This is a genomic window from Pseudomonas sp. G5001 (genome assembly GCF_013385475.1).
In the GTDB taxonomy this organism is placed as follows: domain Bacteria; phylum Pseudomonadota; class Gammaproteobacteria; order Pseudomonadales; family Pseudomonadaceae; genus Aquipseudomonas.
In genome coordinates this window covers 1-24,138 of sequence record NZ_JACAPZ010000051.1, presented here as the reverse complement: position 1 = coordinate 24,138, position 24,138 = coordinate 1, and the positions used below count along the sequence as shown (strand labels likewise).

Sequence of the window (24,138 nt, the reverse complement as noted above, 5' to 3'; positions counted from 1 at the left end):
TCGACCCAAGACGGACGCTTATGAACCCGAATTTTCTTGATTTCGAACAGCCGATCGCTGACCTGCAAGCCAAGATCGAAGAGCTGCGCCTGGTCGGCAATGACAATTCGCTGAATATCGGCGATGAAATCGCTCGCCTGCAAGACAAGAGCAGCACGCTTACCGAAGACATCTTCGGCAAGCTGACCAGCTGGCAGATCGCGCGCCTGGCCCGCCACCCGCGCCGTCCGTACACCCTGGACTACATCGACCATATCTTTACCGAGTTCGATGAGCTGCACGGCGACCGTCACTTCTCCGACGACGCCGCCATCGTGGGCGGTATCGCTCGCCTGGACGACCAGCCAGTGATGGTCATCGGTCACCAGAAAGGCCGTGAAGTGCGCGAGAAAGTCCGCCGCAACTTCGGCATGCCGCGCCCTGAAGGCTACCGCAAGGCTTGCCGCCTGATGGAAATGGCCGAGCGCTTCAAGATGCCGATCCTGACCTTCATCGACACTCCGGGCGCCTACCCGGGTATCGACGCTGAAGAGCGCAACCAGAGCGAAGCGATTGCCTGGAACCTGCGGGTGATGGCGCGCCTGAAGACGCCAATCATCGCTACCGTGATCGGCGAAGGCGGTTCCGGCGGCGCATTGGCGATTGGCGTCTGCGACCAGCTGAACATGCTGCAATATTCCACCTACGCGGTGATCTCGCCGGAAGGTTGCGCCTCGATCCTGTGGAAAACCGCCGAGAAGGCACCGGATGCCGCGGAAGCCATGGGCATCACTGCCGATCGCCTGAAAGGCCTGGGTATCGTGGATAAAGTGATCGCCGAGCCATTGGGCGGCGCCCACCGTGACCCGGCTGCCGCTGCCGCGACCATTCGTGCCGAACTCAGCTCGCAGCTGGCGATGCTCAAGAAGTTCGACAACGAGGCGCTGCTGGCCCGTCGTTACGAGCGACTGATGAGCTACGGTCTCTAAGCCGACGCGTTACTAAATGTGGGAGCTGGCTTGTGTGGGAGCGGGCTTGCTCGCGAAGGCGGTGATTCAGTCAAGATAGTTGGCGACTGACACACTGCATTCGCGAGCAAGCCCGCTCCCACATTTGCCTTGTGTATGCTGGTTACCGCATTCCAGTTTGATGGCGTACTTTGCTATGAAGCCCACCTTAACCGCCAAGCTCCTGCAAATCCTCGCCCCCTGGCGCAACGCCCCGGCCTGGCACATCGCCTTCTCCGGCGGCCTCGACTCCACCGTCCTGCTGCACCTCCTGGCCACGCTGGCCAAAATCGACAAGCTCCCGCCACTCAGCGCTATCCATGTTCATCATGGGCTGCAAGCTGCGGCGGATGCGTGGCCGGCCCATTGCCAGTTCGTGTGCGACGCCTTGTGCGTGCCTCTGCGGGTGATCCGCGTGCAAGTGCAACAAGGTGCAAGCTTGGAGCGCGCGGCCCGTGACGCGCGGTATCAGGCGTTTGCCGAGCTCACCGGGGCAGGGGAGTTGCTGGTCACGGGCCAGCACCGTGACGATCAGGCAGAAACCTTACTGTTTCGGCTGTTGCGTGGGGCTGGCGTGCGTGGCCTGGCGGCAATGCCCGCGCAGCGCCCTTTGGCAGATGGCTATCTGGTGCGACCCTTGCTGGATGTGTCTCGCGCCGAGCTTGAAGCCTACGCCCGTGAACATCAATTGACCTGGATCGAAGACCCGTCGAACGCTGATCCGCGTTTCTCCCGCAATTACCTGCGCCACCATGTTTTCCCGCAGTTGACCGAACGTTGGCCCCAGGCCGTCAGCACCATGGCCCGCAGCGCTGAACACTTGAGCGAAGCCCAGGGCTTGCTCGACGAACTGGCGCAGATGGACCTGCTGGCCGCCAGCCAGCACCCGGTGTTTCCCTGGCTGGCATTGCCTTCGCTGACCCTTGAACCGCTTGCCGCGCTCTCCGAGGCCCGCCAGCGCAACGCACTTAGGCACTGGCTGACACCGCTGACACGCTTGCCCGACAGTGACCACTGGACCGGCTGGGCGACCTTGCGCGACGCCAAACACGATGCACAGCCACTGTGGCGCCTGGCCGACGGTCAATTGCACCGTTGTGGTGGGCTTATCTGGTGGTTACCTGCCAGTTGGTCGGAATTTTCTGACGCATCGGTGAGCTGGCCGCACCCGCAAAACCCACTACAGTTACCCGGTAACGGCCAAGTGCGCTTCAGCGGCAGTGCACCCGAAGGCCCCCTGAGCATCCGTTATCGCCAGGGCGGTGAAATCATGGAATTGCCAGGCCGGGGCCGGCGCGACCTGAAGCGCTTGCTTAACGAAAGTGCGGTACCAGGCTTCATCCGTGGCAGATTGCCGCTGCTGTATCAGGGCCAGAAATTGCTGGCTGTGGCCAACCTGCCGGGGCTTGCGGCGGGTGGCGGTACCGGCTGGCAATTACATTGGATGCCACCAACCTGCGATCAAGGTTTGAGCTGATAGAGCCTTTCCGGTAGACTACGCTCCCTTCTTGATACAACTTCTGTGGATTCGCCTGAATCGCAGCAGTTGCCGATTACCAAGCAGTCTTTGCTGGGCGATTCCAAAAAATGTGTAGCGATCAACGTACCGGTGTTTCATTGCTGGTCTGTCACAACGCGGCGGTTTTTTTGAAAGGTGCACTGTGATTAATGCAGGTGATCGGGGGCTTCGGCCTTCCTTCGCTTTCCCCGGCGGCTCGGACCGCTTTAACGCAGACTTCTAGGGTTTTTCATGACGCGCTACATATTCGTCACGGGCGGTGTTGTTTCTTCATTGGGGAAAGGCATTGCCTCCGCTTCATTGGCGGCCATCCTGGAGGCGCGGGGACTTAAGGTCACCATGCTCAAGCTGGACCCGTACATCAACGTTGACCCGGGCACCATGAGCCCGTTCCAGCACGGTGAAGTGTTCGTCACCCACGACGGCGCCGAGACCGACCTGGACCTGGGCCACTACGAGCGGTTCATCCGCACGACCATGACCCAGAACAACAACTTCACCACCGGCCGTGTCTACGAGCACGTGCTGCGCAAGGAGCGCCGTGGTGACTACCTGGGTGCAACCATCCAGGTGATCCCGCACATCACCGACGAAATCAAGCGCCGCATCATCAAGGGTGCAGGCGATGCCGACGTGGCGATGGTCGAGATCGGTGGCACCGTGGGTGACATCGAATCCCAACCGTTCCTCGAAGCCATCCGCCAGTTGCGTTTCGAAGTCGGCGCCAAGCGCGCGATGCTGATGCACCTGACGCTGGTGCCGTACATCGCCACCGCCGGCGAAACCAAAACCAAGCCTACCCAGCACTCGGTCAAGGAACTGCGTTCCATCGGCCTGCAGCCGGACGTGCTGGTGTGCCGCTCCGACCACGCGATCGACATCGCGTCCCGTCGCAAGATCGCCCAGTTCACCAACGTTGAAGAACGTGCGGTAATCGCCCTGGAAGACGCCGACACCATCTACAAGATCCCGGGCATCCTGCATTCCCAGGGCCTGGATGATTTTGTCGTCGAGCGCTTCGGCCTGCAGTGTGGCGGCGCCGATCTGTCCGAGTGGGAAGCCGTGGTCGACGCCAAGCTCAACCCTGAGCATGAAGTCACCATCGCCATGGTCGGCAAGTACATGGAGCTGCTGGACGCCTACAAGTCGCTGATCGAGGCGATGAGCCACGCGGGCATCAGCAACCGTACCAAGGTCAACCTGCGCTACATCGACTCCGAAGACATCGAGAACCAGGGCACCGCGTTGCTGGAAGGCGTTGACGCCATCCTGGTTCCGGGCGGCTTCGGTCTGCGTGGCGTGGAAGGCAAGATCACTGCCGTCCAGTACGCTCGTGAGAACAAGGTGCCGTACCTGGGTATCTGCCTGGGCATGCAAGTGGCGGTCATCGAGTTCGCTCGTAACGTGATGGGCTGGAAAGACGCCAACTCCACCGAGTTCGATCGCACCAGCGGCCATCCGGTCGTGGGCCTGATCACCGAGTGGGAAGATGCCACCGGCGCCGTCGAAACCCGTACCGAAGCCTCCGACCTGGGCGGCACCATGCGCCTCGGCGCGCAGGATTGCCTGCTGGAGCCGGGGTCCCTGGTTCACGATTGCTACGGCAAGGACGTGATTGTCGAGCGTCACCGTCACCGCTACGAAGTGAACAACAACCTGCTGCCGAAAATCATGGAAGCCGGCCTGAAAATCTCCGGTCGTTCCGGTGATGGCGCGCTGGTTGAAGTGGTTGAAGCACCGGATCATCCATGGTTCGTGGCTTGCCAGTTCCACCCGGAGTTCACCTCGACCCCGCGCGACGGTCACCCGTTGTTCAGCGGCTTCGTTAAAGCAGCACTGACGCAACATCAGAAGAAGGCGTAAACCTGATGGCCCAGAAGATCATTCGCGTAGGCGACATCGAGATTGCCAACGACAAGCCCATGGTGCTGTTCGGCGGCATGAACGTGCTGGAAAGCCGCGACATGGCGATGCAGGTCTGTGAAGAGTACGTGAAGGTGACCGAGAAACTCGGTATCCCCTACGTATTCAAGGCCAGCTTCGACAAGGCCAACCGTTCGTCCGTGACCTCCTACCGCGGCCCGGGCCTTGAAGAAGGCATGCGGATCTTCCAGGACATCAAGCAAGCCTTCGGCGTGCCGATCATCACCGACGTCCACGAGCCTGAGCAGGCTGCCGTGGTTGCCGAGGTGTGCGACATCATCCAGTTGCCGGCCTTCCTGTCGCGCCAGACCGACCTCGTGGTCGCGATGGCCAAGACCGGCGCTGTGATCAATATCAAGAAAGCCCAGTTCCTCGCGCCTCAGGAAATGAAACATATCCTGAACAAGTGCGTGGAAGCGGGTAACGACCAGTTGATCCTCTGCGAGCGTGGTTCGAGCTTCGGCTACAACAACCTCGTGGTGGACATGCTCGGTTTCGGCATCATGAAACAGTTCGAATACCCAGTGTTCTTCGATGTGACCCACGCGCTGCAAATGCCCGGTGGTCGCGCCGATTCCGCTGGCGGGCGCCGTGCCCAGGTACTGGACCTGGCCAAGGCCGGCATCAGCCAGTCCCTGGCAGGTTTGTTCCTGGAAGCCCACCCGGACCCGGACAACGCCAAGTGCGACGGCCCATGCGCCCTGCGCCTGGACAAGCTGGAGCCATTCCTGGCCCAGTTGAAGCAGTTGGACGACCTGGTCAAGAGTTTTCCGACGGTAGAGACCGCGTAAGCGCCATTTCTCCGGTAGACTTTCCCTCGCTTTACGCTCAGGCCCGCAGGCCTGAGCCTTGTCGCCTGCAAGCCTGCCCGTTGTTCCACCCTTGCGGTCGGTCAAAAGATTTCCTTCAGCTGCGTCGTTTTCGTCAACTTTGGAGTGTTTACAACAATGGCAAAAATCGTCGACATCAAAGGTCGTGAAGTTCTCGACTCCCGTGGCAACCCTACCGTCGAAGCCGACGTGCTTCTCGATAACGGCATCATCGGCAGCGCCTGCGCGCCGTCCGGTGCTTCCACAGGTTCCCGCGAAGCACTGGAACTGCGTGATGGCGACAAGAGCCGTTACCTGGGCAAGGGTGTACTCAAGGCGGTGGCCAACATCAATGGCCCGATCCGCGACCTGCTGCTGGGCAAGGATCCACTTGACCAGAAAGCCCTCGATCACGCGATGATCAAGCTCGACGGTACCGAAAACAAAGGCAGCCTGGGCGCCAACGCCATCCTCGCCGTGTCCCTGGCCGCTGCCAAGGCCGCTGCACAGGACCAGGACCTGCCGCTGTACGCCCACATCGCCAACCTGAACGGCACTCCGGGTGTCTACTCGATGCCGGTTCCGATGATGAACATCATCAACGGTGGCGAGCACGCTGATAACAACGTCGACATCCAGGAATTCATGGTGCAGCCGGTTGGCGCCAAGACCTTCTCCGAAGGCCTGCGCATGGGCACCGAGATTTTTCATCACCTCAAGGCTGTGCTGAAGGCCCGTGGCCTGAGCACTGCAGTGGGTGACGAAGGTGGTTTCGCGCCGAACCTGGCGTCCAACGAAGACGCACTGAAAGTGATCTCCGAAGCCGTGGCCAACGCTGGCTACAAGCTGGGCACCGACGTGACCCTGGCCCTGGACTGCGCGGCCAGCGAATTCTACGAAGACGGCAAGTACAACCTGTCCGGCGAAGGCCACGTCTTCACCTCGGAAGGTTTTGCTGACTACCTCAAGGGCCTGACCGAGCGCTACCCGATCATCTCGATCGAAGACGGCCTGGACGAGTCCGACTGGGCTGGCTGGAAAGTGTTGACCGACAAGATCGGCGAGAAGATCCAGCTGGTGGGCGACGACCTGTTCGTGACCAACACCAAGATCCTGAAAGAAGGCATCGACAAAAAGATCGCCAACTCGATCCTGATCAAGTTCAACCAGATCGGCACCCTGACCGAAACCCTGGAAGCCATCCAGATGGCCAAGGCTGCGGGCTACACCGCCGTGATCTCCCACCGCTCCGGCGAAACCGAAGACTCGACCATTGCCGACCTGGCCGTGGGCACTTCGGCTGGGCAGATCAAGACCGGTTCCCTGTGCCGTTCCGATCGCGTTTCCAAGTACAACCAATTGCTGCGTATCGAAGAGCAACTGGGCGGCAAAGCCAAGTACAACGGTCGCAGCGAGTTTCGCGGCTGATTGTTAAATGGTAAAAGGTCAGCGGATTACGTCGGAAAAATCACGGCAGCGTGAATTTCGGCGCTAATCTCATGACTAACAAGCACAAGCCTGGTTATTCCAGGCTTCGTGCTATCAGTTGCTGCAAAAATTTTGCATGGCTGTCTTTTTTCACTGGATACCCGATATTCGATGCGCAGTCCCAATTGGTTGTTCCTCGTCTTGCTCTTGCTGCTGGCTGGCCTGCAGTACCGCCTTTGGGTGGGGAATGGCAGCTTGGCGCAGGTCACCGAACTGACCCAGCAAATTGCCGCACAGCACGCCGAAAACGAGGTGTTGCTGGAGCGCAATCGCGTGCTCGATGCCGAAGTACTTGAATTGAAAAAAGGCATGGAGACCGTTGAAGAGCGGGCTCGCCATGAGTTGGGCATGGTCAAGGAGGGCGAAACCCTCTACCAGTTGGCCCAATGAGCATTTCGTCACCGGCCTTCTGGGCCGTGATTCCTGCCGCGGGCGTGGGTGCCCGTATGGCCGCGGACCGTCCCAAGCAGTACTTGCAATTGGGTGGGCGCACTATTCTCGAACACAGCCTTGGCTGTTTCCTCGATCATCCGGGCCTCAAGGGGCTGGTGGTCAGCGTTGCGATGGATGACCCTTACTGGCCGACCCTGGCTTGCGCCACCGACCCACGCATTGTGCGCGTTGACGGCGGCGAAGAGCGCTCGGGTTCGGTCCTCAATGCCTTGCTTTACCTGCACGGCCAGGGCGCGAGCGATGACGATTGGGTGCTGGTGCATGACGCCGCCCGGCCGAACCTCAGCCGCGATGACCTGGACAAGTTGCTCTTTGAACTGGCCGACGACAGCGTGGGCGGGCTGCTGGCCGTGCCGGCGCGGGACACCCTCAAGCGCGCCGACAAGCACGGGCGCGTGTTGGAAACGGTTGATCGCACGCCGATCTGGCAGGCCTACACCCCGCAGATGTTCCACCTTGGCGCGCTGCACCGGGCCTTGGCCGACAGCCTGGTCTCGGACGTGGTCATCACCGACGAAGCCTCGGCCATGGAATGGGCCGGGCATGCGCCTCGCCTGATCGAAGGCCGTTCCGACAACCTCAAGGTCACGCGCCCGGAAGACCTTGAATGGCTGCGCCAGCGTCGGACTTTCCAGTCTTCCTGACGGTCACACCGTCATCTGTTCAACCCCGGCCGGGGTCTTGAACTCATCCACCAGTGCCTGAATGCTGTCGAACGGTTTGCCGTCCACGGCCCAACCGGGCGCGCTGATGGCGTATCGGCCGCCCTGTTGATCGATCCTGAAATGGCGTACGTCGCCTCGCCGTGAACGGTAGTGAAGGTGTGCCGGTGTCGTGACGGTGGCCGGGGTCAGCATGAACTGGCCTGGCTTGGTCAGCAGCGTCTGTGGCGTCCTGGCCTGGGGCTGGGAGGGGGCGGGCGCCGGTTGCGCCGGGCGTTGCAAGCTGGCGCGGTCCACCCGCAGGACCAGGTTGGCCTTGACCGTTCCCTCACCCTTGCCGATGCCCAGGCTGGCGGTGCGTCCCGTGTCCACTTCGACGCCGAGGTGCCCGCCAGCCGCTGCATCCTCGATCCGCAGGCCGATGCTGCCGGTGAGTTCGGCGATTCCCGGAATCCCTTTGTAGGTATTGGTATGGCTGTCGCCCACCAGTGCGACCCATTTGCCCGGGCGCAGCTTGGTGGTCTGGATCCATTGAATCACCTCGGTGGCGTAGAAGTTCATCATGCGCTGGCGCAAGTTGTCGGCGGTGTCGGGCAGGTCGCGCAGCATGTAGCTGACAGTGCAGTCGATCGGCTGGATTTTGATCCCGGCGTCACGGGCTGCGGTGACGATGTTGACGAACGAGTAGTGCCGGTCGCGCAACGGCGGGTAGATGTTGTTGAGGAAGCCCTTGAGTTCCTCGGGCATCACCGCGCTTCGGGTACGGTAGAACGCCTTGAGCAAGGGCATGTGTACATCCGTCAGCAGATGCTCGAAATAGAGGCGTTTGACCCCCTCGCTGGCCAACAGCGGCATGTTGTTGATCAGGAACGCCTTGCTCGACAGGGCTCCATGGCTTTCGCCGATCACCAGGCCGTCGCTGGCGTGCAGCAGTTTTTGAATGATGGTCGGCTGCGATTCATTCAGGCTGAGCCTTGGAAGCACCGGCCGCATCGGTGAAAACGACAAGTTGGCAAAGAATATCGTGGCATCTTCAGACAGCTTGGTTCTTTTCTCGAAAAACAACTTGCGGGTGTCTTTCACCGGCTGGGCACCGCTGCCCACGGGTTCAAGGTTTTCCGAAAACGAACTGGTGTCGGTGAGCATCTCCGAAACGGTCTCGCGTGCGGGGGGTGGCATCTCGTAGGCACTGTAGAACGTCGAGTGTTGCGGGCCGCCGAACAGCGTGTAGACCCTTTGCCAGGCATTGCGAAATGCGCCTCCGCCGGCCAGCCCGGCCGTGCGCCATTTCAGGTCGGCGCTCTGGATGGCATACAGGCCGGTGGATTGCAGCGTGTTTGGCGCGTTGGGAGCCATTACGAACAGTTCGAAGAAGCCTGATTCATTGGGGGTCTTGTAGGTCAGGTACAGGTCGCCGTGAATCCGGATGGTCTGCAGGCCGCCGGGAGTCATCCGTGGGTTCAGGGTGCGCGTCTCGGTGTTGGCCGCCATGGAGGTTTCGTTGATGGCGCTGACGCTGATCCGGCCCGCATCCTGGCGTACTGCCGGGCCCAGGGTGGGGCGCAGGCTTTCGAGGCCCTTGAGCCCCTTGGACACGCCATGGGCGACCACCGGCAGCGCGTTAAGGGCGCCGAATACAATGCGCTCCTTCGCGTGGGGTTTGCCGCGCAGCAGGTCGTCGGCACCCACCACCATTTCAGTCGCGCCGGAGGTCAGGAAGCAAAATTCCGCCAGTAGCGCGTTGCCCATGGCCAGTGCCACGGGAACCGCCAGAATGCAGGCTTTTTCCAGGGCATCCAGGGTGTCGGCCTTGAGCGTATCCAGGGGCGAAATAAAGCTTCGCGCCGCTACTTTTGCAAGGCGTACCCTGATCTGCCGGGCGATGAACTCAAACGGGTTACTGCCCAGTGCCGGATACATCGGGTTATTGATGTACTGCTCGGGATCCCAGTAGTTATCGGCCCGCAGGCTGTTGAACAAACCCGGGGAGGTTGCCGGCTTCGGAAACACCGCCATCCCCACCAGTGCCTCCTCCACGCCGCTGTAGATCAGGCCGGAGTCGATGGCGTCCTCGTCGAAGTGTTGGGTCAGCGCCTTGCGTTGAGTGGCGTCCCTTGCCGTTTCCACCAGCCAACTGCGCATGTCTGCCGGGTTATTGAACCCATGGAAGGGCGAGGAGTTGCCCGGGATATAGAGCAGGGTCACCTGGCTTTGGTTATCGGTGATGGTCAGGATGTCGGTGGATTCGCTGTTGTGAACGCGCAATAGCCGCAGGGACAGGTTTGGGTCGAGGCGATAGGGCTCCTGGAAATCCTCCAGGGTGAGGTTGTCGTGGTTCTTGTCGATGCCGATTCCCGCCGCCCGTGCCGCCAGCTGTCTCTCTGCCACGGTCAGGGTGAACTCATGGAACTGTTCCAGATAGGCTTTGGTGAACGCGATGCGCATCAGGGTGTTGTAGTTTTCCCGGTGGTTGTTCCAGAACTTGCCGATCGCCTCGTCGTAGGTTTGTTCGAAATGGCTTGAGTTAACGATGTGCCTGAAGGTTTTTGGTGAAATCTCCAGCTGCGTGCTCGGGTCGTAAACCTGGGGCTGGCTTTGCAGATACAGCGCCTCATAACGCCTTGGTGGGATCCAGCCCGAGACGATGAACTCTTCGTTGAACATTGCCGGAATCCGGTTATCCATCAAGCGCGGCAGCTCGCTGACAATATTGAAATAAGGTGCAGTGGTGGAAAACCCGGTGGTATTGAGCATGCCGCCCGAGGGCTGGGGCGCATTGCAGACCATGGCCTCGGTCAGCGACATCGACTGGATCACCACGGCGGTGAAGGCCGCATTGGGGTTGTCGGTGTTGTATTCGAGGGTGGCGAGGAGGGTGGTATCCGGGTCGAACTCGACCTGGCTGAGGGGCTGTACCCGCTCGCGGATCAACTGGGCGGCGATTTGCGAAGGTACGGGGAAATCCGCCAGGACCTTGCGAACGAAATGACTGATGCGCTGGAGTTGCGGGCCGTTGGTTATCATGGGGGTGCCTGGTTACGCAGTAAAAAAGGCTATTTACCGGCACTCAGGCGCTGCATGGGCGGTAGCTGTCTATCGCAGGTAGACGGGATGGTTGCCCAGGCCCTCCTTGAGAAAGTCCACCAGTTTTCGCACCTTGGGCGAAAGGTGGCGTTGTTGTGGGTACAGCGCCCAAACCGCGGTGTTGGGCGGTTGATGGGCTTCGAGTAACGACACCAGTGCGCCGCTGTGCAAATGCTCCAGCACGTAATAGTCCGGCAACTGGCAAAGACCGACACCTTGCAGGGCCGCATCCAGCACCGCTTGCCCGCTGTTGCAGCGCCAGTTTCCCTGTACCCGCTGGGAAAATTCGCGCCCGTCCTGGGCCAGTTGCCAAATATCCGAGCTGCCGATCAGGCAGTTATGCCGGCTTAACTCCGACAAGCTATGTGGCCGCCCGTACCTGGCCAGGTAGGACGGTGACGCGCACAGGTACATACGCCGCGGCGCGAGGCGGCTGGCAACCATGCGCGAATCCGCCAGGCGCCCGAGGCGAATCGCCAGGTCCAGGCCCTCGTGCACCAGGTCCAGCTGGCGGTTGGTCAATTCCACGTCCACGCGCAATTGCGGATAAAGCGCCATGAACCGCGTCACCAGCGGCACGATAAAACGCTCGCCGTAAGCCACTGCGCAGGTCATGCGCAACATTCCCTTGGGCTCGCTGGCCAGGTCGCCCACCGCGCGCAAGGCTTCTTCGCGACCGTCCTGCAATCGCTGGCAATGTTGCAGGAAGGTCTGGCCGGCTTCGGTCAGTGTCACCTTGCGCGTGCTGCGATACAGCAAGCGTGTTTGCAGGCGCTCTTCCAGTCGCGCGACCTGGCGGCTGATATGGGACGACGACACGCCCAGGCGCTCGGCGGCCGCGGTGAATTGGCTGCATTCGGCCACGGCGACGAACTCGTCGATGCCCTCCCAGCGGTTTTCCAGCATGCTGATTGTCCCTGTGCGGCAATAATGTTTTGCTTTTGTCTGGATTATTAATCAGATGAGCATGTTTTACACTGCCGGCCTTACGTTTTTAACCCGATGGAGAAACCGGATGATCAAGTCCCGCGCGGCCGTAGCCTTCGAAGCCAAGAAACCCCTCGAGATCGTTGAAGTGGATGTGGCCATGCCCAAGGCGGGCGAGGTGCTGTTGCGGGTGGTGGCGTCCGGTGTGTGCCATACCGATGCCTACACCCTGTCGGGCGCGGACCCGGAAGGCATTTTCCCGTCGATCCTCGGCCACGAAGGCGGCGCCGTGGTTGAAGCCATCGGCGAAGGCGTGACCTCGGTGGCGGTGGGCGACCACGTGATCCCGCTGTACACCCCGGAATGCGGCAAGTGCAAATTCTGCCTGTCGGGCAAGACCAACCTCTGCCAGGCGATTCGCGCCACCCAGGGCAAAGGCCTGATGCCCGACGGTACTTCGCGCTTTTCCTACAAGGGCCAGCCGATTTTCCACTACATGGGCACTTCGACCTTCTCCGAATACACCGTGCTGCCGGAAATCTCCGTGGCCAAGATTCCCAAAGAAGCGCCGCTGGAAAAAGTCTGCCTGCTGGGCTGTGGCGTCACCACCGGTATCGGTGCAGTGATCAACACCGCCAAGGTCAAGCCGGGCGACACCGTGGCCATCTTCGGCCTGGGCGGCATCGGCCTGTCGGCGGTGATCGGCGCGGTGAAAGCCAAGGCCGGCCGCATCATTGCCATCGACATCAACCCGGCCAAGTTTGAAATCGCCAGGCAGCTGGGTGCCACCGACTGCATCAACCCGAAAGACTACGACCGCCCGATCCAGGACGTGATCGTCGATTTGACCGACGGCGGCGTCGACTTTTCCTTCGAGTGCATCGGCAATGTCCAACTGATGCGTGCGGCCCTTGAGTGCTGCCACAAAGGTTGGGGCGAGTCGGTGATCATCGGCGTGGCCGGCGCCGGCCAGGAAATTGCTACCCGTCCGTTCCAGCTGGTCACCGGCCGCGTCTGGCGCGGTTCGGCGTTCGGCGGCGTGCGCGGTCGCAGCGAGTTGCCAAGCTATGTGGAAATGGCCCAGACCGGTGAAATCCCGCTGGATACGTTCATCACCCACACCATGGGCCTGGAAGATATCAACAAGGCGTTTGACCTGATGCATGAAGGCAAGAGCATCCGCACCGTCATTCACTTCTGAGGTCGGCCATGAGTCTGGAAAACCTGTCGTGCCAGAAAAGCTTCGGCGGCTGGCATAAACGCTACAAGCATCATTCCGACGTGCTGGGTTGCGACATGACCTTCGCCGTGTACCTGCCGCCGCAAGCGGAGCAGGGCGGCAAATTGCCGGTGCTGTACTGGCTATCGGGGCTGACCTGCACCGATGAGAACTTCATGCAGAAGGCCGGCGCGCAACGCATGGCAGCCGAGCTGGGGTTGATCATTGTTGCGCCGGACACCAGCCCGCGCGGCCCCGGTGTGCCGGGTGATCCGGACAACGCCTGGGACTTTGGCCTGGGCGCCGGTTTCTACCTGAACGCCACCCAGGAGCCCTGGGCCCAGCACTATCGGATGCATGACTACGTGGTGCAGGAGTTGCCTGCATTGGTCGAGGCGCATTTCCCGGCGTCGGCCAAACGCGGGATCAGCGGCCACTCCATGGGCGGCCACGGCGCGCTGGTGTGTGCCTTGCGCAACCCGGGGCGTTATCAGTCGGTGTCGGCGTTCTCGCCGATCAACAACCCGATGGATTGCCCGTGGGGCCAGAAGGCATTCTCCCGCTACCTCGGCGAAGAGCGCTCGAAATGGCGCGAATGGGATGCCTGCGTGTTGATCAGCGAAGCCTCGGAAAAGCTGCCATTGCTGGTGGACCAGGGCGACCGCGACGATTTCCTCGCGGTGCAGCTCAAGCCTGAAGCGTTGCAACAAGCGGCCAGGGCGGCGAACCATCCGCTGGAGCTGCGCCTGCAACCGGGCTATGACCACAGCTACTTCTTTATCGCCAGCTTCATCGAAGACCATTTACGCCATCACGCGCGCGCTTTGCTCGGTTAATGTGAGGCAAAAGTAGGTAGAATCACGCCCTGAATTAAATCGGGGCGTTTTTTTATGCGTATTGGCCACGGCTATGATGTGCACCGTTTCGCCGAAGGCGATTTCATCACCCTGGGCGGCGTGCGGATCGCGCACCACCACGGGTTGCTGGCTCATTCCGACGGCGACGTGGTGCTGCATGCCTTGAGCGATGCCTTGCTCGGCGCAGCCGCGTTGGGCGACATCGGCAAGCACTTTCCGGACACCGACCCGACCTTCAAGGGCGCGGACAGCCGTGTGCTGTTGCGTCACGTGGTCGGCTTGATCCATGCCAAGGGCTGGAAGGTTGGCAACGTCGACAACACCATCGTCGCCCAGGCGCCCAAGATGGCCCCGCATATCGAAACGATGCGCGCGCTGATTGCCGCGGATCTTCAAGTTGAGTTGGATCAAGTGAACGTAAAAGCCACCACCACCGAAAAGCTCGGGTTTACCGGTCGCGAAGAGGGCATTGCCGTGCACTCCGTTGCCTTGTTGCTGCGCGCATGAATGATCTGCAACTGCTGGGCCCGCGTGCCTATGGCGAGGCCTTGGGCAGCGCTGTTCTGAAGGCCACCGCTGAAGACTTCCAGGTGGATGAAGTGCTGGATATCCCGCTGACCGGCGAGGGTGAACACCTGTGGTTGTGGGTGGAAAAGCGCGGCCTGAATACCGAAGAGGCGGCGCGGCGGATTGCCAAGGCGGCGGGCGTGCCGTTGCGTACCGTCAGCTACGCCGGGCTCAAGGACCGCCAGGCGCTGACCCGCCAGTGGTTCAGCGTGCAGTTGCCGGGCAAGGCGGACCCGGACCTGAGCGCGGCTGAAAACGACACTCTGAAGATCCTCAAGACCGGCCGTCACAAGCGCAAGCTGCAGCGCGGCGCGCATTCGGCCAACGGCTTTACCTTGCGCCTGACCCAGTTTGCCGGGGATGCGGCGGCCATCGACGCCCGCCTGCAACTGATCGCCCGGCAAGGCATTCCCAACTATTTCGGCGCCCAGCGTTTCGGCCATAACGGCGGCAACGTCGTCGATGCCCGTGACTGGGCGGCGCGCAAGGCCTTGCCGGAGCAGCGCAATGTGCGTTCGCGCCTGCTCTCGACGGCCCGCAGCTTCCTGTTCAATAAAGTGCTGGCGGCGCGGGTGGCCGACGGTTCCTGGCAGCGCGCCCAGGTCGGTGACTTGCTGGCGTTTACCGACAGCCGCAGCTTTTTCCCGGCGGGGGAGGCTGAATGCAGCGACCCGCGCCTGGCAATCCTCGACCTGCATCCCACCGGCCCGCAGTGGGGCGAAGGTGATTCGCCGGCGGCGGGGGCAACCTTTGCGCTGGAACAGGCGATTGCCGACGGTGAAGCCGAACTGCGGGATTGGCTGGTGAATGCCGGCATGAGCCAGGAACGTCGCATTCTTCGACTGCCCATTGGCGGGTTGACGTGGCATTATCCCGAACCTGACATTCTGCAATTGGAATTCGTCCTGCCGGCTGGATGCTTCGCCACTGTCTTGGTGCGCGAGCTTGTAGATCTGGTGCCGGTGGGGCAGACGGACAGCCCATGCGTATTCTGATATCTAACGACGACGGGGTCACTGCACCCGGCCTTGCCGCGCTTCATGCTGCGCTGGCGGATTACGCCGAGTGCGTGGTGGTTGCCCCGGACCAGGACAAAAGCGGCGCCAGCAGCTCGCTGACGCTCGACCGTCCGTTGCATACACAGACGTTGCCCAACGGCTTTATCAGCGTGAATGGCACGCCGACCGACTGCGTGCACCTGGCGATCAACAGCCTGCTGGACCGCGAGCCGGACCTGGTGGTTTCCGGGATCAACCTGGGCGCCAACCTGGGTGACGACGTGCTGTATTCCGGTACGGTGGCGGCAGCCCTTGAAGGGCGCTTCCTCGGTCGGACCTCGTTCGCTTTTTCGTTTGCGTCCCGTCAACTGGACAACCTGGCGACTGCGGCGTATTTCGCCCGCAAGCTGGTGGAGGCCCATGACACCCTGGTCCTGCCGCCGCGCACGGTGCTCAACGTCAATATTCCCAATCTGCCCCTGGACCACATTCGCGGTATCCAGCTGACCCGCCTCGGCCACCGTGCCCGTGCGGCAGCGCCGCTGAAGGTGGTCGACCCGCGTGGCAGGGAAGGGTACTGGATTGCCGCTGCCGGCGATGCCGAGGACGGTGGCGAGGGCACGGACTTTCATGCGGTGATGCAAGGTTATGTCTCGATTACCCCGTTGCAACTCGATCGCACCTTCAGTGATGCCTTCAGTAGCCTCGATGGCTGGCTGGAGGGGCTGCGCTGATGGCTCGTGAACAAGACGACCTGCTGCGCCGGGGCATCGGGATGACCTCCCAGCGCACCCGCGAGCGATTGATCCAGCGCCTGTATGAAGAAGGGCTGTCCAATGCCCAGGTGCTGGAAGTCATCCGGCGCACCCCGCGGCATCTGTTTGTCGATGAAGCCCTGGCGCACCGCGCCTATGAAGACACAGCCTTGCCCATCGGCCACAACCAGACCATCTCCCAGCCCTATATGGTGGCGCGGATGAGTGAGTTGCTGCTGGCGGCGGGCCCGCTGGACAAGGTGCTGGAAATCGGCACCGGCTCCGGCTACCAGACGGCCGTGTTGTCGCAGCTGGTGGAGCGGGTGTTTTCCGTGGAGCGCATCAAGGTGTTGCAAGACCGGGCCAAGGAACGCCTGGTGGAGTTGAACCTGCGCAACGTGGTGTTCCGTTGGGGTGATGGCTGGGAAGGCTGGCCGGCACTGGCGCCATACAACGGCATTATCGTCACCGCGGTGGCGACCGACGTGCCCCAGGCCTTGCTCGATCAACTGGCTCCCGGCGGGCGCCTGGTGATTCCGGTGGGCGCCGGCGAAGTGCAACAATTAATGTTGATCATTCGCGAGGAAGAGGGCTTTTCCCGGCATGTGCTCGGCGCCGTGCGTTTTGTCCCGCTGCTCAACGGTCCGCTGGCCTGATCAATTATTCCTGCGTACTGAATTCTATTGCCGGGTATGTGTCTTACAGCGGGGTCTGTTGAGTCCACATGATCAGCCGTAGGAGCTAAACATGATGAAATTTTCTTTAGAATCGTGTTTCCAGTAAAAACCCAACGGCCAGTTATACTTGCGTCATATTTCAAGCCTGATACAGGCGTTCATAGTCAGCCACCACAAAGGGAGCGGCGGGTGAGTCTCACGGTCATTGCACAGCGTATGAGTCAAACAAGCTTTCAGCGACTGGTGATTGGCCTTGTCTTGAGTTCCTTGCTGGCGGCTTGTTCAAGCACGCCATCCGGTGGTGCGCGGGTGGTCGACCGCAATAACGCGGTACCGCAGAAACCTACCGTTACCACAGGCCAATACGTCGTGCGCAAGGGCGATACGATGTTCTCGATCGCCTTTCGTTATGGCTGGGATTACAAGGCGCTCGCCGCCCGTAACAACATCCCTGTGCCGTACACGATACATCCAGGTCAGACCATTCGTTTCGATGGACGAACCGGTTCAACACCGACCGCGGTTGTCACAAACACGGCTTCTTCGCCGTCGTCTTCGAGCAAGACCACCATCATCACCCGGCCTGCAGGCACCGCCGCGCCTAGCGTTGCGAGCAAGCCGGCACCTGCGCCGATGCCGCCGGCGGGGCCCGCACCGACCGGCTGGGGATGGCCCTCAAATGGCATCCTTATTGGAAAATTCTCTTCAAACGGTAGTTTGAATAAAGGCATTGATATCGCCGGGGATTTGGGACAGCCTGTTTTAGCTGCGTCTGATGGGACAGTGGTGTACGCCGGGAGTGGTTTACGGGGCTACGGCGAGCTGGTCATCATCAAACACAGCGATACCTACGTCAGTGCCTACGGTCACAACCGCAGGCTGTTGGTTCGGGAGGGGCAGCAGGTCAAAGTCGGACAGACAATTGCCGAAATGGGGTCAACTGGTACAGACCGGGTGAAACTGCACTTTGAGATTCGCCGCCAAGGGAAGCCTGTTGATCCGCTGCAATTCCTTCCCCGTCGTTGATGTGTTGCACAGCCTGTTCCTCACGTAGTAGGAACAGGCTCCAGCGTTGCCAAGGATAAAGGCGTCGCTTGAGCTTGAGGTCGAACTCACCAAAGGACTATAACAATGGCTCTCAGTAAAGAAGCGCCGGAGTTTGACATCGACGATGAGGTTCTCCTTATGGAGACTGTCATCGATACGGAATCGATGTCGAATGAGGGACCTGCTGTACCTTCAGTTCGCACCAAATCCAAGAACTCCACCGCGTTAAAGCAACACAAGTACATTGATTACACACGGGCGCTCGACGCGACTCAGTTGTACCTCAATGAAATCGGCTTTTCCCCTCTGCTCACTCCCGAAGAAGAAGTCCATTTTGCGCGCTTGTCGCAAAAGGGCGATCCGGCTGGGCGCAAGCGCATGATTGAGAGCAACCTGCGACTGGTGGTGAAAATCGCCCGACGCTACGTCAATCGTGGGCTGTCCCTGTTGGACTTGATCGAGGAAGGCAATCTCGGCCTGATCCGGGCGGTGGAAAAGTTCGACCCTGAGCGGGGCTTCCGCTTTTCGACCTACGCCACCTGGTGGATTCGTCAGACCATCGAACGGGCGATCATGAATCAGACCCGTACGATCCGGTTGCCGATCCATGTGGTCAAGGAGCTCAACGTCTACCTGCGGGCGGCGCGTGAGCTGACACAGAAACTCGATCATGAACCTTCGCCTGAAGAAATCGCCAACCTGCTGGAAAAACCGGTGGGAGAGGTCAAGCGCATGCTCGGTCTCAATGAGCGAGTGTCTTCCGTCGATGTCTCGCTGGGTCCGGATTCGGATAAAACCCTGCTGGACACCCTGACCGATGATCGTCCTACGGACCCATGTGAGTTGCTGCAGGACGACGATCTGTCGCAAAGCATCGACCAGTGGCTTTCGGAGCTGACGGACAAACAGCGTGAGGTGGTGATTCGCCGCTTCGGGCTGCGCGGCCACGAAAGCAGCACCCTGGAAGATGTTGGCCTGGAGATTGGCTTGACCCGTGAGCGGGTGCGGCAGATCCAGGTCGAGGGCCTCAAGCGCTTGCGCGAGATCCTCGAGAAGAATGGCTTGTCGAGTGAGTCGTTGTTTCAATAAGCGACGCAGGATGAAATGTGGGAGCGGGCTTGCTCGCGAATACGGTGTTTCAGTCAGCCTATCTGGCGACTGATTCACCGCTTTCGCGAGCAAGCCCGCTCCCACATTTTTTTGTTCATGGAATTACATCGTGTGATTGGCAAATCCCGAGCACAAAAAAAGCCCCGCTTTTGAGGGCGGGGCTTTTCGACTAAATCAGTACAAGTTAGATAACTTGAACTTCTTCAGCTTGCATGCCTTTCTGACCGCGGGTAGCGATGAAAGAAACCTGTTGGCCTTCTTTCAGGCTTTTGAAGCCGTCGGATTGGATAGCTTTGAAGTGAACGAACAGGTCGTCACCGGATTGTGGAGTGATGAAGCCGAAGCCTTTTTCATCGTTGAACCACTTAACGGTACCAGTTTGGCGATTAGACATGGTGTATCTCCTTGGACAAAGTTAACTGCGACTCAGGAAAAGCCCTGGCCGAGACTGAGTGCAAAGAGCAGGAAAAATTCTTGGAGATGGTTGGATCGAAATTCAACATATCGTGTAGAGATTCTCAGTGACACAAGCAGCACAGTGGCGCCACCTTAACCCTTTTTCCGGAACGTGCCAATGGTATTTCCGAAGGTTTCTCTATTTTCGTGACTGGCGGCACCCTGATACCGCACCAACACCCCACAATTGAAGGTGCGCCCCGCCCAGCAGGGGCTGCGCGGCGCCAAGAAAAACAGCCGCCCCTTTGAACCACGGGGCCAGCCCCGGTAAGATGCCCAACAGAATTTTTTCACCTCGCTATTCAGGACACCCGCCATGAGCATCAAATCGGACAAGTGGATTCGCCGCATGGCGCAAGAGCACGGCATGATCGAGCCCTTCGTGGAGCGCCAGATGCGTGGCGAAGGCGCTGAGCGGCTGATCTCGTTCGGGGTTTCCAGCTACGGCTACGACGTACGCTGCGCCGATGAGTTCAAGGTGTTCACCAACATCAACTCGGCAACCGTCGATCCGAAAAACTTCGACGAAAAAAGCTTCGTCGACGTCAAGAGCGACGTCTGCATCATCCCGCCAAACTCCTTTGCCCTGGCGCGCACCGTCGAATTCTTCCGTATTCCGCGTAATGTCCTGACTATCTGCCTGGGCAAAAGCACCTACGCGCGCTGCGGCATCATCGTCAACGTGACGCCGCTGGAGCCGGAATGGGAAGGGCACGTCACTCTGGAGTTCTCCAACACCACCACCTTGCCGGCAAAAATCTACGCCAACGAAGGCGTGGCGCAGATGCTGTTCTTCGAATCCGACGAAGAGTGCGAAGTGTCCTATAAGGACCGTGGCGGCAAGTATCAGGGCCAGCGCGGCGTCACTCTCCCACGCACTTGATCGAATCGTCTTACAGGCTTAGGGAATTTGTCAGCGGGCATGCACTCTATTGGGTGTACTGCCCCGACGCGTGCACAACGCGCCGGGCCACGCTTGAGGAGTCCCCTATGAAGCTCGATCCGCGAATCAGCGCCGAACTCGCCCGGCTTGAACCCAACCAGATTGGTGTGATGGCCTGGTCCTTGATGGCCGATCCCGCCGCAGGCGGCATTCCCGGCCAGCCAGGTCCCGATGATCCCTGGCCCAACCAGCCTGAAGAGCCTGGCGAACCCACTCTCCCTGACGAACCGCCTCCCGCCCCTGTGGCCTGATTTCCTGCACGTGTCGCCAATGGTCAGTTGCTCAACGCACTGGCCATACTTCCTGGTCTCCGATCACGAAGATCCGGCTGCCTTCTTCCTGCGTCACTGAATAGCCCCCGGTAAAAGCGCCGAACGCCGGTAGCAGGCTGACTTGGTTGCCGATCAGGAAGCACGGCAGGCGCAAGCTTTGCCGGCCCTTGCCCCGCAGGCGATACACCGGATGCACATGCCCGGCCAGCACATGATGGCTGGCATGGGCGTCGGGCTCGTGCTGCAAGGCAAACGGGCCCATCAGCAAGGGTTCGGTCACCACCTCAATATTCAGATCGCCAGGCGGGTCGCCAGCGCGTTTGTCGTGGTTGCCGCGAATCAGCGTGAGCGCCACGCCTGCATGACGCTCACGCCAGGCTCTCAGGGCGTTCAGGGTGCCGCTGGCGTGAGAGCCGGGCCCGTGGAGAAAGTCGCCGAGAAAGATCACCTGCGCGCCGGGGAAAGCCGCCAACAACCGGTCCAGGCGCTGCAGGTTGGCCGTCGTCGTGCCCTGTGGCACTGGCTGGCCCAGGCTGCGATAGGCCGACGCCTTGCCAAAATGCGCGTCGGCGATCAGCAGGCACTTTCTCGCAGGCCAGTACACCGCCTTGTCCGCCAGCAACCACAGCGCTTCTTCCGCCAGATGTATCGGATAATGAGCGGGCATCAGGGCTTCCCGTTATCGGCGACTTTTTCCAGATCCTTGACCATCCGCGCAATCCGCTCCGAGAGTTTTTCCGAGCTCAGGCTTTCCCGAAAACGTTCCACCAGCAGCGGAAAGGCCAACGGCGTAGGCCGTTTGATGCGATGCAGGTCCAGCTTCAACCCAGACAGGTGGCGCAAGGTCTCTTCCAGGCGACGAATATCCAGCTCATCCCGCAGGACTTCTTCCCCGGCCTGGGTCAGCAGCAGGTTCTGCGGGTCATATTGCTTGAATACCTCAAAGAACAAACCGCTGGAAGCCTGGACCTGACGCGTACTTTTCGGCGCGCCCGGATAGCCTGCGAACACCAGCCCGGCGATCCGCGCGATCTCGCGAAAACGTCGCAGGGCCAGCTCACCGGCATTCAGGCTGGCTACCACGTCATCCAGCAGATGATCCGCGCTCAGCAGTTCGCCGCCCAATAACTCAGGCCAATCCACTTCTGTGGCACTCAGCAGTTCCAGCCCATAGTCATTGACCGCAATCGAGAACGTCACCGCCTGCCGCCGGCTGACGCGCCAGGCCAGCAGGCTCGCCAGCCCCAGATGCACCTGGCGCCCGGCAAACGGATACAGGAACAGATGCCAGCCTTCCCGGGACTTGAGGGCCTCGGCCAGCAAGTGATCGCGGGTCGGCAGTCCGGACCAGCGCAGTTGGGTTTCCAGCAAGGGTTGCACCGCTTGCATCTCCGGGCCGAGATAGTGACCGTGGGCAGCCGCATCAAAGCGCTCGACCACCGCCTGGGCCAGCTCGTTGGAAAGAGGCATGCGCCCGCCGTTCCAGCGTGGCACGGCAGCCTTTTTCGCGGTGCTGCGCTTCACATAAGCAGTCATGTTTTCCACCCGTACCAACTCCAGCAAGCGGCCGGCGAACAGGAAACCATCCCCTGGCTTAAGTCGTGCAATAAAGCCTTCCTCGACACTGCCCAGGGTCTTGCCACCGCCGCCTTTGCTCCAGAATTTCAGCTGGATGCTGGCATCGCTGACGATCGTACCCACGCTCATGCGATGGCGCCGCGCCAGGCGTGCGTCGGGGACGCGCCAGATGCCGTGTTCGTCCGGCTCGACGCGGCGGTAATCCGGGTAGGCCGTCAGTGACAGGCCACCATGGCGCACGAAACCCAGGGCCCAGGCCCAATCTGCTGCGCTCAGGTCACGATAGGCCCACGCGGTGCGCACCTCCGCCAGCAGCTCATCCGGCACAAAGCCGCCGCCCAGCGCCATGCTCACCAGATGCTGCACCAGCACATCCAACGGCTTGTGAGGCGACTGGCGCGCTTCTATGCGCCGTTCAGCGATGGCGTCCTGCGCGGCAGCGGCTTCCATCATTTCCAGGCTGTGGGTTGGCACCAGCGTGACCCGCGACGGCCGGCCCGGTGCGTGGCCGGAGCGCCCTGCGCGCTGCATCAGCCGGGCTACGCCCTTGGCGGAGCCAATCTGCAGTACCCGTTCCACCGGCAGGAAATCTACCCCCAGGTCCAGGCTCGACGTACACACCACGGCCTTCAGTTGCCCCTCCTTCAGGGCTCGCTCCACCCAGTCCCGGGTTTCCCGGGACAGCGAGCCGTGGTGCAGGGCAATCACTCCGGCCCAGTCGGGGCGCGCGTCGAGCAGGGCCTGGTACCAGATTTCCGATTGTGCCCGTGTGTTGGTAAACACCAGGCAACTGCTGCTGGCATCGACTTCGGCCACCACTTGCGGGAGCATTTTCAGGCCGATATGGCCGGCCCACGGAAAGCGCTCGATAACCGGTGGCAACAGGGTGTCTACTCGCAACTGTTTGGTGGTTTGGCCTTGGACGTTGATCCCGCCGCCTTGTGGGATCAACACCTCCAACGCGTGGGCCTGATTACCCAGGGTTGCGGAAATGCCCCACACAATCAGCTCGGGGTGCCATTGCCGCAGGCGGGCGAGGGCCAGTTGCAATTGCACGCCGCGTTTGTTGCCGATCAGTTCGTGCCATTCGTCCACTACCACCATGCGCAGGTGCGACAGGCTGGGCTGGCTGTCGGCGCGGGCGAGCATCAGCGTGAGGCTTTCCGGGGTGGTGATCAGGGTGGTGGGCAGACGGCGGGTTTGGCGGGCGCGTTCGCTGCTGCTGGTGTCGCCGGTGCGCAGGCCGACGGTCCAGGGGATTTTCAGTGACTCGAGCGGGGCCTCAAGGGCGCGGGCGGTGTCGGCGGCCAGGGCGCGCATTGGGGTGATCCACAGGACGGCCAGCGGTTCGGCGGGGGCTTTGCGTTTGCGGGGTGTGGTTTCGGTGATGGCGAAGCGGTTGAGGGCGGCGAACCACAGGGCGTAGGTTTTCCCGGCGCCGGTGCTGGCGTGGAGCAGCCCCGACTGGCCTTCCTTGACTGCGTGCCATACGTCTTTTTGGAAGGCGAACGGTTTCCAGCCCTTGGCGGTGAACCAGTCTTTGGCGAAGTTGGGGGATTTGGCCATGCTTGGGGCTCTGGGGGGGTAATTCAGAGACCTTTGGGGTGGGGGAAAGGTTTAACTGCGATTTTTTTTGGGGGGGTGTATATCCGTTATTTAGGTAACGGCCGCCTATGGTTCCGCTCTTACAGCGGGTCACTTTTGGCAAACGCCCCAAAAGTAACCAAAAGGTCTTTGCCCCACCACTCGGTGCCTCGCTTAGGCTCGGCATGCCCGCACTCCGGCCCGGTTCCGCGGGCCGCCGCGAC

General features: G+C 60.9%; 22 protein-coding genes. 17 read left to right on the top strand and 5 right to left on the bottom strand.

Features of this window, described 5'->3' with window-relative positions; translation table 11 throughout:
- Nucleotides 1–20: 20 nt before the first annotated feature.
- From HX805_RS30545 to ispD, 7 genes are all read left to right on the top strand, one after another.
- Nucleotides 21–968, top strand: a complete 948-nt coding sequence (locus HX805_RS30545) for an acetyl-CoA carboxylase carboxyltransferase subunit alpha (protein WP_003219302.1) — start codon at nt 21–23, stop codon at nt 966–968.
- 175 nt (nt 969–1,143) lie between these two features.
- Nucleotides 1,144–2,463 (top strand): tRNA lysidine(34) synthetase TilS, encoded by a 1,320-nt coding sequence (tilS, locus tag HX805_RS30540; RefSeq protein ID WP_177117592.1) that lies wholly within the window; start codon nt 1,144–1,146, stop codon nt 2,461–2,463.
- 273 nt (nt 2,464–2,736) lie between these two features.
- Nucleotides 2,737–4,368, top strand: coding sequence for a CTP synthase (locus tag HX805_RS30535; RefSeq protein WP_003219298.1), 1,632 nt, complete (start codon nt 2,737–2,739; stop codon nt 4,366–4,368).
- 5 nt (nt 4,369–4,373) lie between these two features.
- Nucleotides 4,374–5,219, top strand: coding sequence for a 3-deoxy-8-phosphooctulonate synthase (kdsA, locus tag HX805_RS30530; RefSeq protein ID WP_003219295.1), 846 nt, complete (start codon nt 4,374–4,376; stop codon nt 5,217–5,219).
- Nucleotides 5,220–5,375: 156 nt separating this feature from the next.
- The gene (eno, locus tag HX805_RS30525; protein ID WP_003219294.1) at nt 5,376–6,665 is read left to right on the top strand and encodes a phosphopyruvate hydratase; all 1,290 of its coding nucleotides are present in this window, start codon (nt 5,376–5,378) and stop codon (nt 6,663–6,665) included.
- Between the two features lie 171 nt (nt 6,666–6,836).
- The gene (gene ftsB, locus HX805_RS30520) at nt 6,837–7,115 is read left to right on the top strand and encodes a cell division protein FtsB (RefSeq protein WP_003219292.1); all 279 of its coding nucleotides are present in this window, start codon (nt 6,837–6,839) and stop codon (nt 7,113–7,115) included.
- Nucleotides 7,112–7,822, top strand: a complete 711-nt coding sequence (gene ispD / locus HX805_RS30515) for a 2-C-methyl-D-erythritol 4-phosphate cytidylyltransferase (RefSeq protein WP_003219291.1) — start codon at nt 7,112–7,114, stop codon at nt 7,820–7,822. The genes ftsB and ispD overlap by 4 nt, the downstream gene beginning before the upstream one ends.
- Nucleotides 7,823–7,825: 3 nt before the next feature.
- Here ispD and HX805_RS30510 read toward each other — a convergent pair whose 3' ends face one another.
- Together HX805_RS30510 and HX805_RS30505 are read right to left on the bottom strand one after the other, a co-directional pair.
- The gene (locus HX805_RS30510; protein WP_177117591.1) at nt 7,826–10,864 is read right to left on the bottom strand and encodes a dermonecrotic toxin domain-containing protein; all 3,039 of its coding nucleotides are present in this window, start codon (nt 10,862–10,864) and stop codon (nt 7,826–7,828) included.
- Between the two features lie 69 nt (nt 10,865–10,933).
- Nucleotides 10,934–11,830 (bottom strand): LysR substrate-binding domain-containing protein, encoded by an 897-nt coding sequence (locus HX805_RS30505; protein WP_003219287.1) that lies wholly within the window; start codon nt 11,828–11,830, stop codon nt 10,934–10,936.
- A 109-nt stretch (nt 11,831–11,939) separates the two neighbouring features.
- Between HX805_RS30505 and HX805_RS30500 the strand changes: the two genes are divergently transcribed.
- From HX805_RS30500 to rpoS, 8 genes are all read left to right on the top strand, one after another.
- On the top strand, nt 11,940–13,052 hold the full coding sequence (locus HX805_RS30500) for an S-(hydroxymethyl)glutathione dehydrogenase/class III alcohol dehydrogenase (protein WP_003219285.1): 1,113 nt from the start codon (nt 11,940–11,942) through the stop codon (nt 13,050–13,052).
- An 8-nt stretch (nt 13,053–13,060) separates the two neighbouring features.
- A complete protein-coding gene (gene fghA, locus HX805_RS30495; RefSeq protein ID WP_003219284.1) occupies nt 13,061–13,906 on the top strand; it encodes an S-formylglutathione hydrolase in 846 nt (281 codons plus the stop codon).
- A 54-nt stretch (nt 13,907–13,960) separates the two neighbouring features.
- A complete protein-coding gene (gene ispF / locus HX805_RS30490) occupies nt 13,961–14,434 on the top strand; it encodes a 2-C-methyl-D-erythritol 2,4-cyclodiphosphate synthase (RefSeq protein WP_003219282.1) in 474 nt (157 codons plus the stop codon).
- A complete protein-coding gene (truD, locus tag HX805_RS30485) occupies nt 14,431–15,489 on the top strand; it encodes a tRNA pseudouridine(13) synthase TruD (protein ID WP_003219280.1) in 1,059 nt (352 codons plus the stop codon). The genes ispF and truD overlap by 4 nt, the downstream gene beginning before the upstream one ends.
- Nucleotides 15,477–16,226: a 5'/3'-nucleotidase SurE gene (surE, locus tag HX805_RS30480; RefSeq protein ID WP_003219278.1), complete on the top strand. Its 750-nt coding sequence runs from the start codon at nt 15,477–15,479 to the stop codon at nt 16,224–16,226. The genes truD and surE overlap by 13 nt, the downstream gene beginning before the upstream one ends.
- A 41-nt stretch (nt 16,227–16,267) precedes the next feature.
- The gene (locus tag HX805_RS30475) at nt 16,268–16,903 is read left to right on the top strand and encodes a protein-L-isoaspartate(D-aspartate) O-methyltransferase (RefSeq protein ID WP_008432211.1); all 636 of its coding nucleotides are present in this window, start codon (nt 16,268–16,270) and stop codon (nt 16,901–16,903) included.
- Between the two features lie 210 nt (nt 16,904–17,113).
- A complete protein-coding gene (locus HX805_RS30470) occupies nt 17,114–17,950 on the top strand; it encodes a peptidoglycan DD-metalloendopeptidase family protein (protein WP_032898924.1) in 837 nt (278 codons plus the stop codon).
- A gap of 105 nt (nt 17,951–18,055) precedes the next feature.
- Entirely contained in the window at nt 18,056–19,060 is a 1,005-nt protein-coding gene (gene rpoS, locus HX805_RS30465; protein WP_003219274.1) for an RNA polymerase sigma factor RpoS, read from the top strand.
- Between the two features lie 205 nt (nt 19,061–19,265).
- On the opposite strand, the gene HX805_RS30460 is transcribed toward rpoS, so the two are convergent.
- Nucleotides 19,266–19,475, bottom strand: coding sequence for a cold-shock protein (locus tag HX805_RS30460; RefSeq protein ID WP_002554837.1), 210 nt, complete (start codon nt 19,473–19,475; stop codon nt 19,266–19,268).
- 378 nt (nt 19,476–19,853) lie between these two features.
- Here HX805_RS30460 and dcd point away from each other — a divergent pair, with 378 nt between their 5' ends.
- A complete protein-coding gene (dcd, locus tag HX805_RS30455) occupies nt 19,854–20,420 on the top strand; it encodes a dCTP deaminase (RefSeq protein ID WP_003219273.1) in 567 nt (188 codons plus the stop codon).
- A 107-nt stretch (nt 20,421–20,527) separates the two neighbouring features.
- A complete protein-coding gene (locus tag HX805_RS30450; RefSeq protein ID WP_003219272.1) occupies nt 20,528–20,731 on the top strand; it encodes a hypothetical protein in 204 nt (67 codons plus the stop codon).
- Nucleotides 20,732–20,762: 31 nt separating this feature from the next.
- On the opposite strand, the gene pdeM is transcribed toward HX805_RS30450, so the two are convergent.
- Nucleotides 20,763–21,419: a ligase-associated DNA damage response endonuclease PdeM gene (gene pdeM / locus HX805_RS30445; protein ID WP_003219271.1), complete on the bottom strand. Its 657-nt coding sequence runs from the start codon at nt 21,417–21,419 to the stop codon at nt 20,763–20,765.
- Nucleotides 21,419–23,896 (bottom strand): ligase-associated DNA damage response DEXH box helicase, encoded by a 2,478-nt coding sequence (locus HX805_RS30440; protein ID WP_177117590.1) that lies wholly within the window; start codon nt 23,894–23,896, stop codon nt 21,419–21,421. Before HX805_RS30440 ends, pdeM begins: the two co-directional genes overlap by 1 nt.
- Between the last annotated feature and the right edge of the window lie 242 nt (nt 23,897–24,138).

Coding starts and splice junctions, on each gene's coding strand:
- HX805_RS30535 (WP_003219298.1), top strand. CDS start 2,737: ATGACGCGCTACATATTCGTCACGGGCGGTGTTGTTTCTTCATTGGGG.
- ispF (WP_003219282.1), top strand. CDS start 13,961: ATGCGTATTGGCCACGGCTATGATGTGCACCGTTTCGCCGAAGGCGAT.
- surE (WP_003219278.1), top strand. CDS start 15,477: ATGCGTATTCTGATATCTAACGACGACGGGGTCACTGCACCCGGCCTT.
- dcd (WP_003219273.1), top strand. CDS start 19,854: ATGAGCATCAAATCGGACAAGTGGATTCGCCGCATGGCGCAAGAGCAC.
- truD (WP_003219280.1), top strand. CDS start 14,431: ATGAATGATCTGCAACTGCTGGGCCCGCGTGCCTATGGCGAGGCCTTG.
- fghA (WP_003219284.1), top strand. CDS start 13,061: ATGAGTCTGGAAAACCTGTCGTGCCAGAAAAGCTTCGGCGGCTGGCAT.
- HX805_RS30475 (WP_008432211.1), top strand. CDS start 16,268: ATGACCTCCCAGCGCACCCGCGAGCGATTGATCCAGCGCCTGTATGAA.
- eno (WP_003219294.1), top strand. CDS start 5,376: ATGGCAAAAATCGTCGACATCAAAGGTCGTGAAGTTCTCGACTCCCGT.
- HX805_RS30545 (WP_003219302.1), top strand. CDS start 21: ATGAACCCGAATTTTCTTGATTTCGAACAGCCGATCGCTGACCTGCAA.
- HX805_RS30500 (WP_003219285.1), top strand. CDS start 11,940: ATGATCAAGTCCCGCGCGGCCGTAGCCTTCGAAGCCAAGAAACCCCTC.
- HX805_RS30460 (WP_002554837.1), bottom strand. CDS start 19,475: ATGTCTAATCGCCAAACTGGTACCGTTAAGTGGTTCAACGATGAAAAA.
- HX805_RS30510 (WP_177117591.1), bottom strand. CDS start 10,864: ATGATAACCAACGGCCCGCAACTCCAGCGCATCAGTCATTTCGTTCGC.
- ftsB (WP_003219292.1), top strand. CDS start 6,837: ATGCGCAGTCCCAATTGGTTGTTCCTCGTCTTGCTCTTGCTGCTGGCT.
- ispD (WP_003219291.1), top strand. CDS start 7,112: ATGAGCATTTCGTCACCGGCCTTCTGGGCCGTGATTCCTGCCGCGGGC.
- HX805_RS30505 (WP_003219287.1), bottom strand. CDS start 11,830: ATGCTGGAAAACCGCTGGGAGGGCATCGACGAGTTCGTCGCCGTGGCC.
- kdsA (WP_003219295.1), top strand. CDS start 4,374: ATGGCCCAGAAGATCATTCGCGTAGGCGACATCGAGATTGCCAACGAC.
- rpoS (WP_003219274.1), top strand. CDS start 18,056: ATGGCTCTCAGTAAAGAAGCGCCGGAGTTTGACATCGACGATGAGGTT.
- HX805_RS30440 (WP_177117590.1), bottom strand. CDS start 23,896: ATGGCCAAATCCCCCAACTTCGCCAAAGACTGGTTCACCGCCAAGGGC.
- HX805_RS30450 (WP_003219272.1), top strand. CDS start 20,528: ATGAAGCTCGATCCGCGAATCAGCGCCGAACTCGCCCGGCTTGAACCC.
- tilS (WP_177117592.1), top strand. CDS start 1,144: ATGAAGCCCACCTTAACCGCCAAGCTCCTGCAAATCCTCGCCCCCTGG.
- pdeM (WP_003219271.1), bottom strand. CDS start 21,419: ATGCCCGCTCATTATCCGATACATCTGGCGGAAGAAGCGCTGTGGTTG.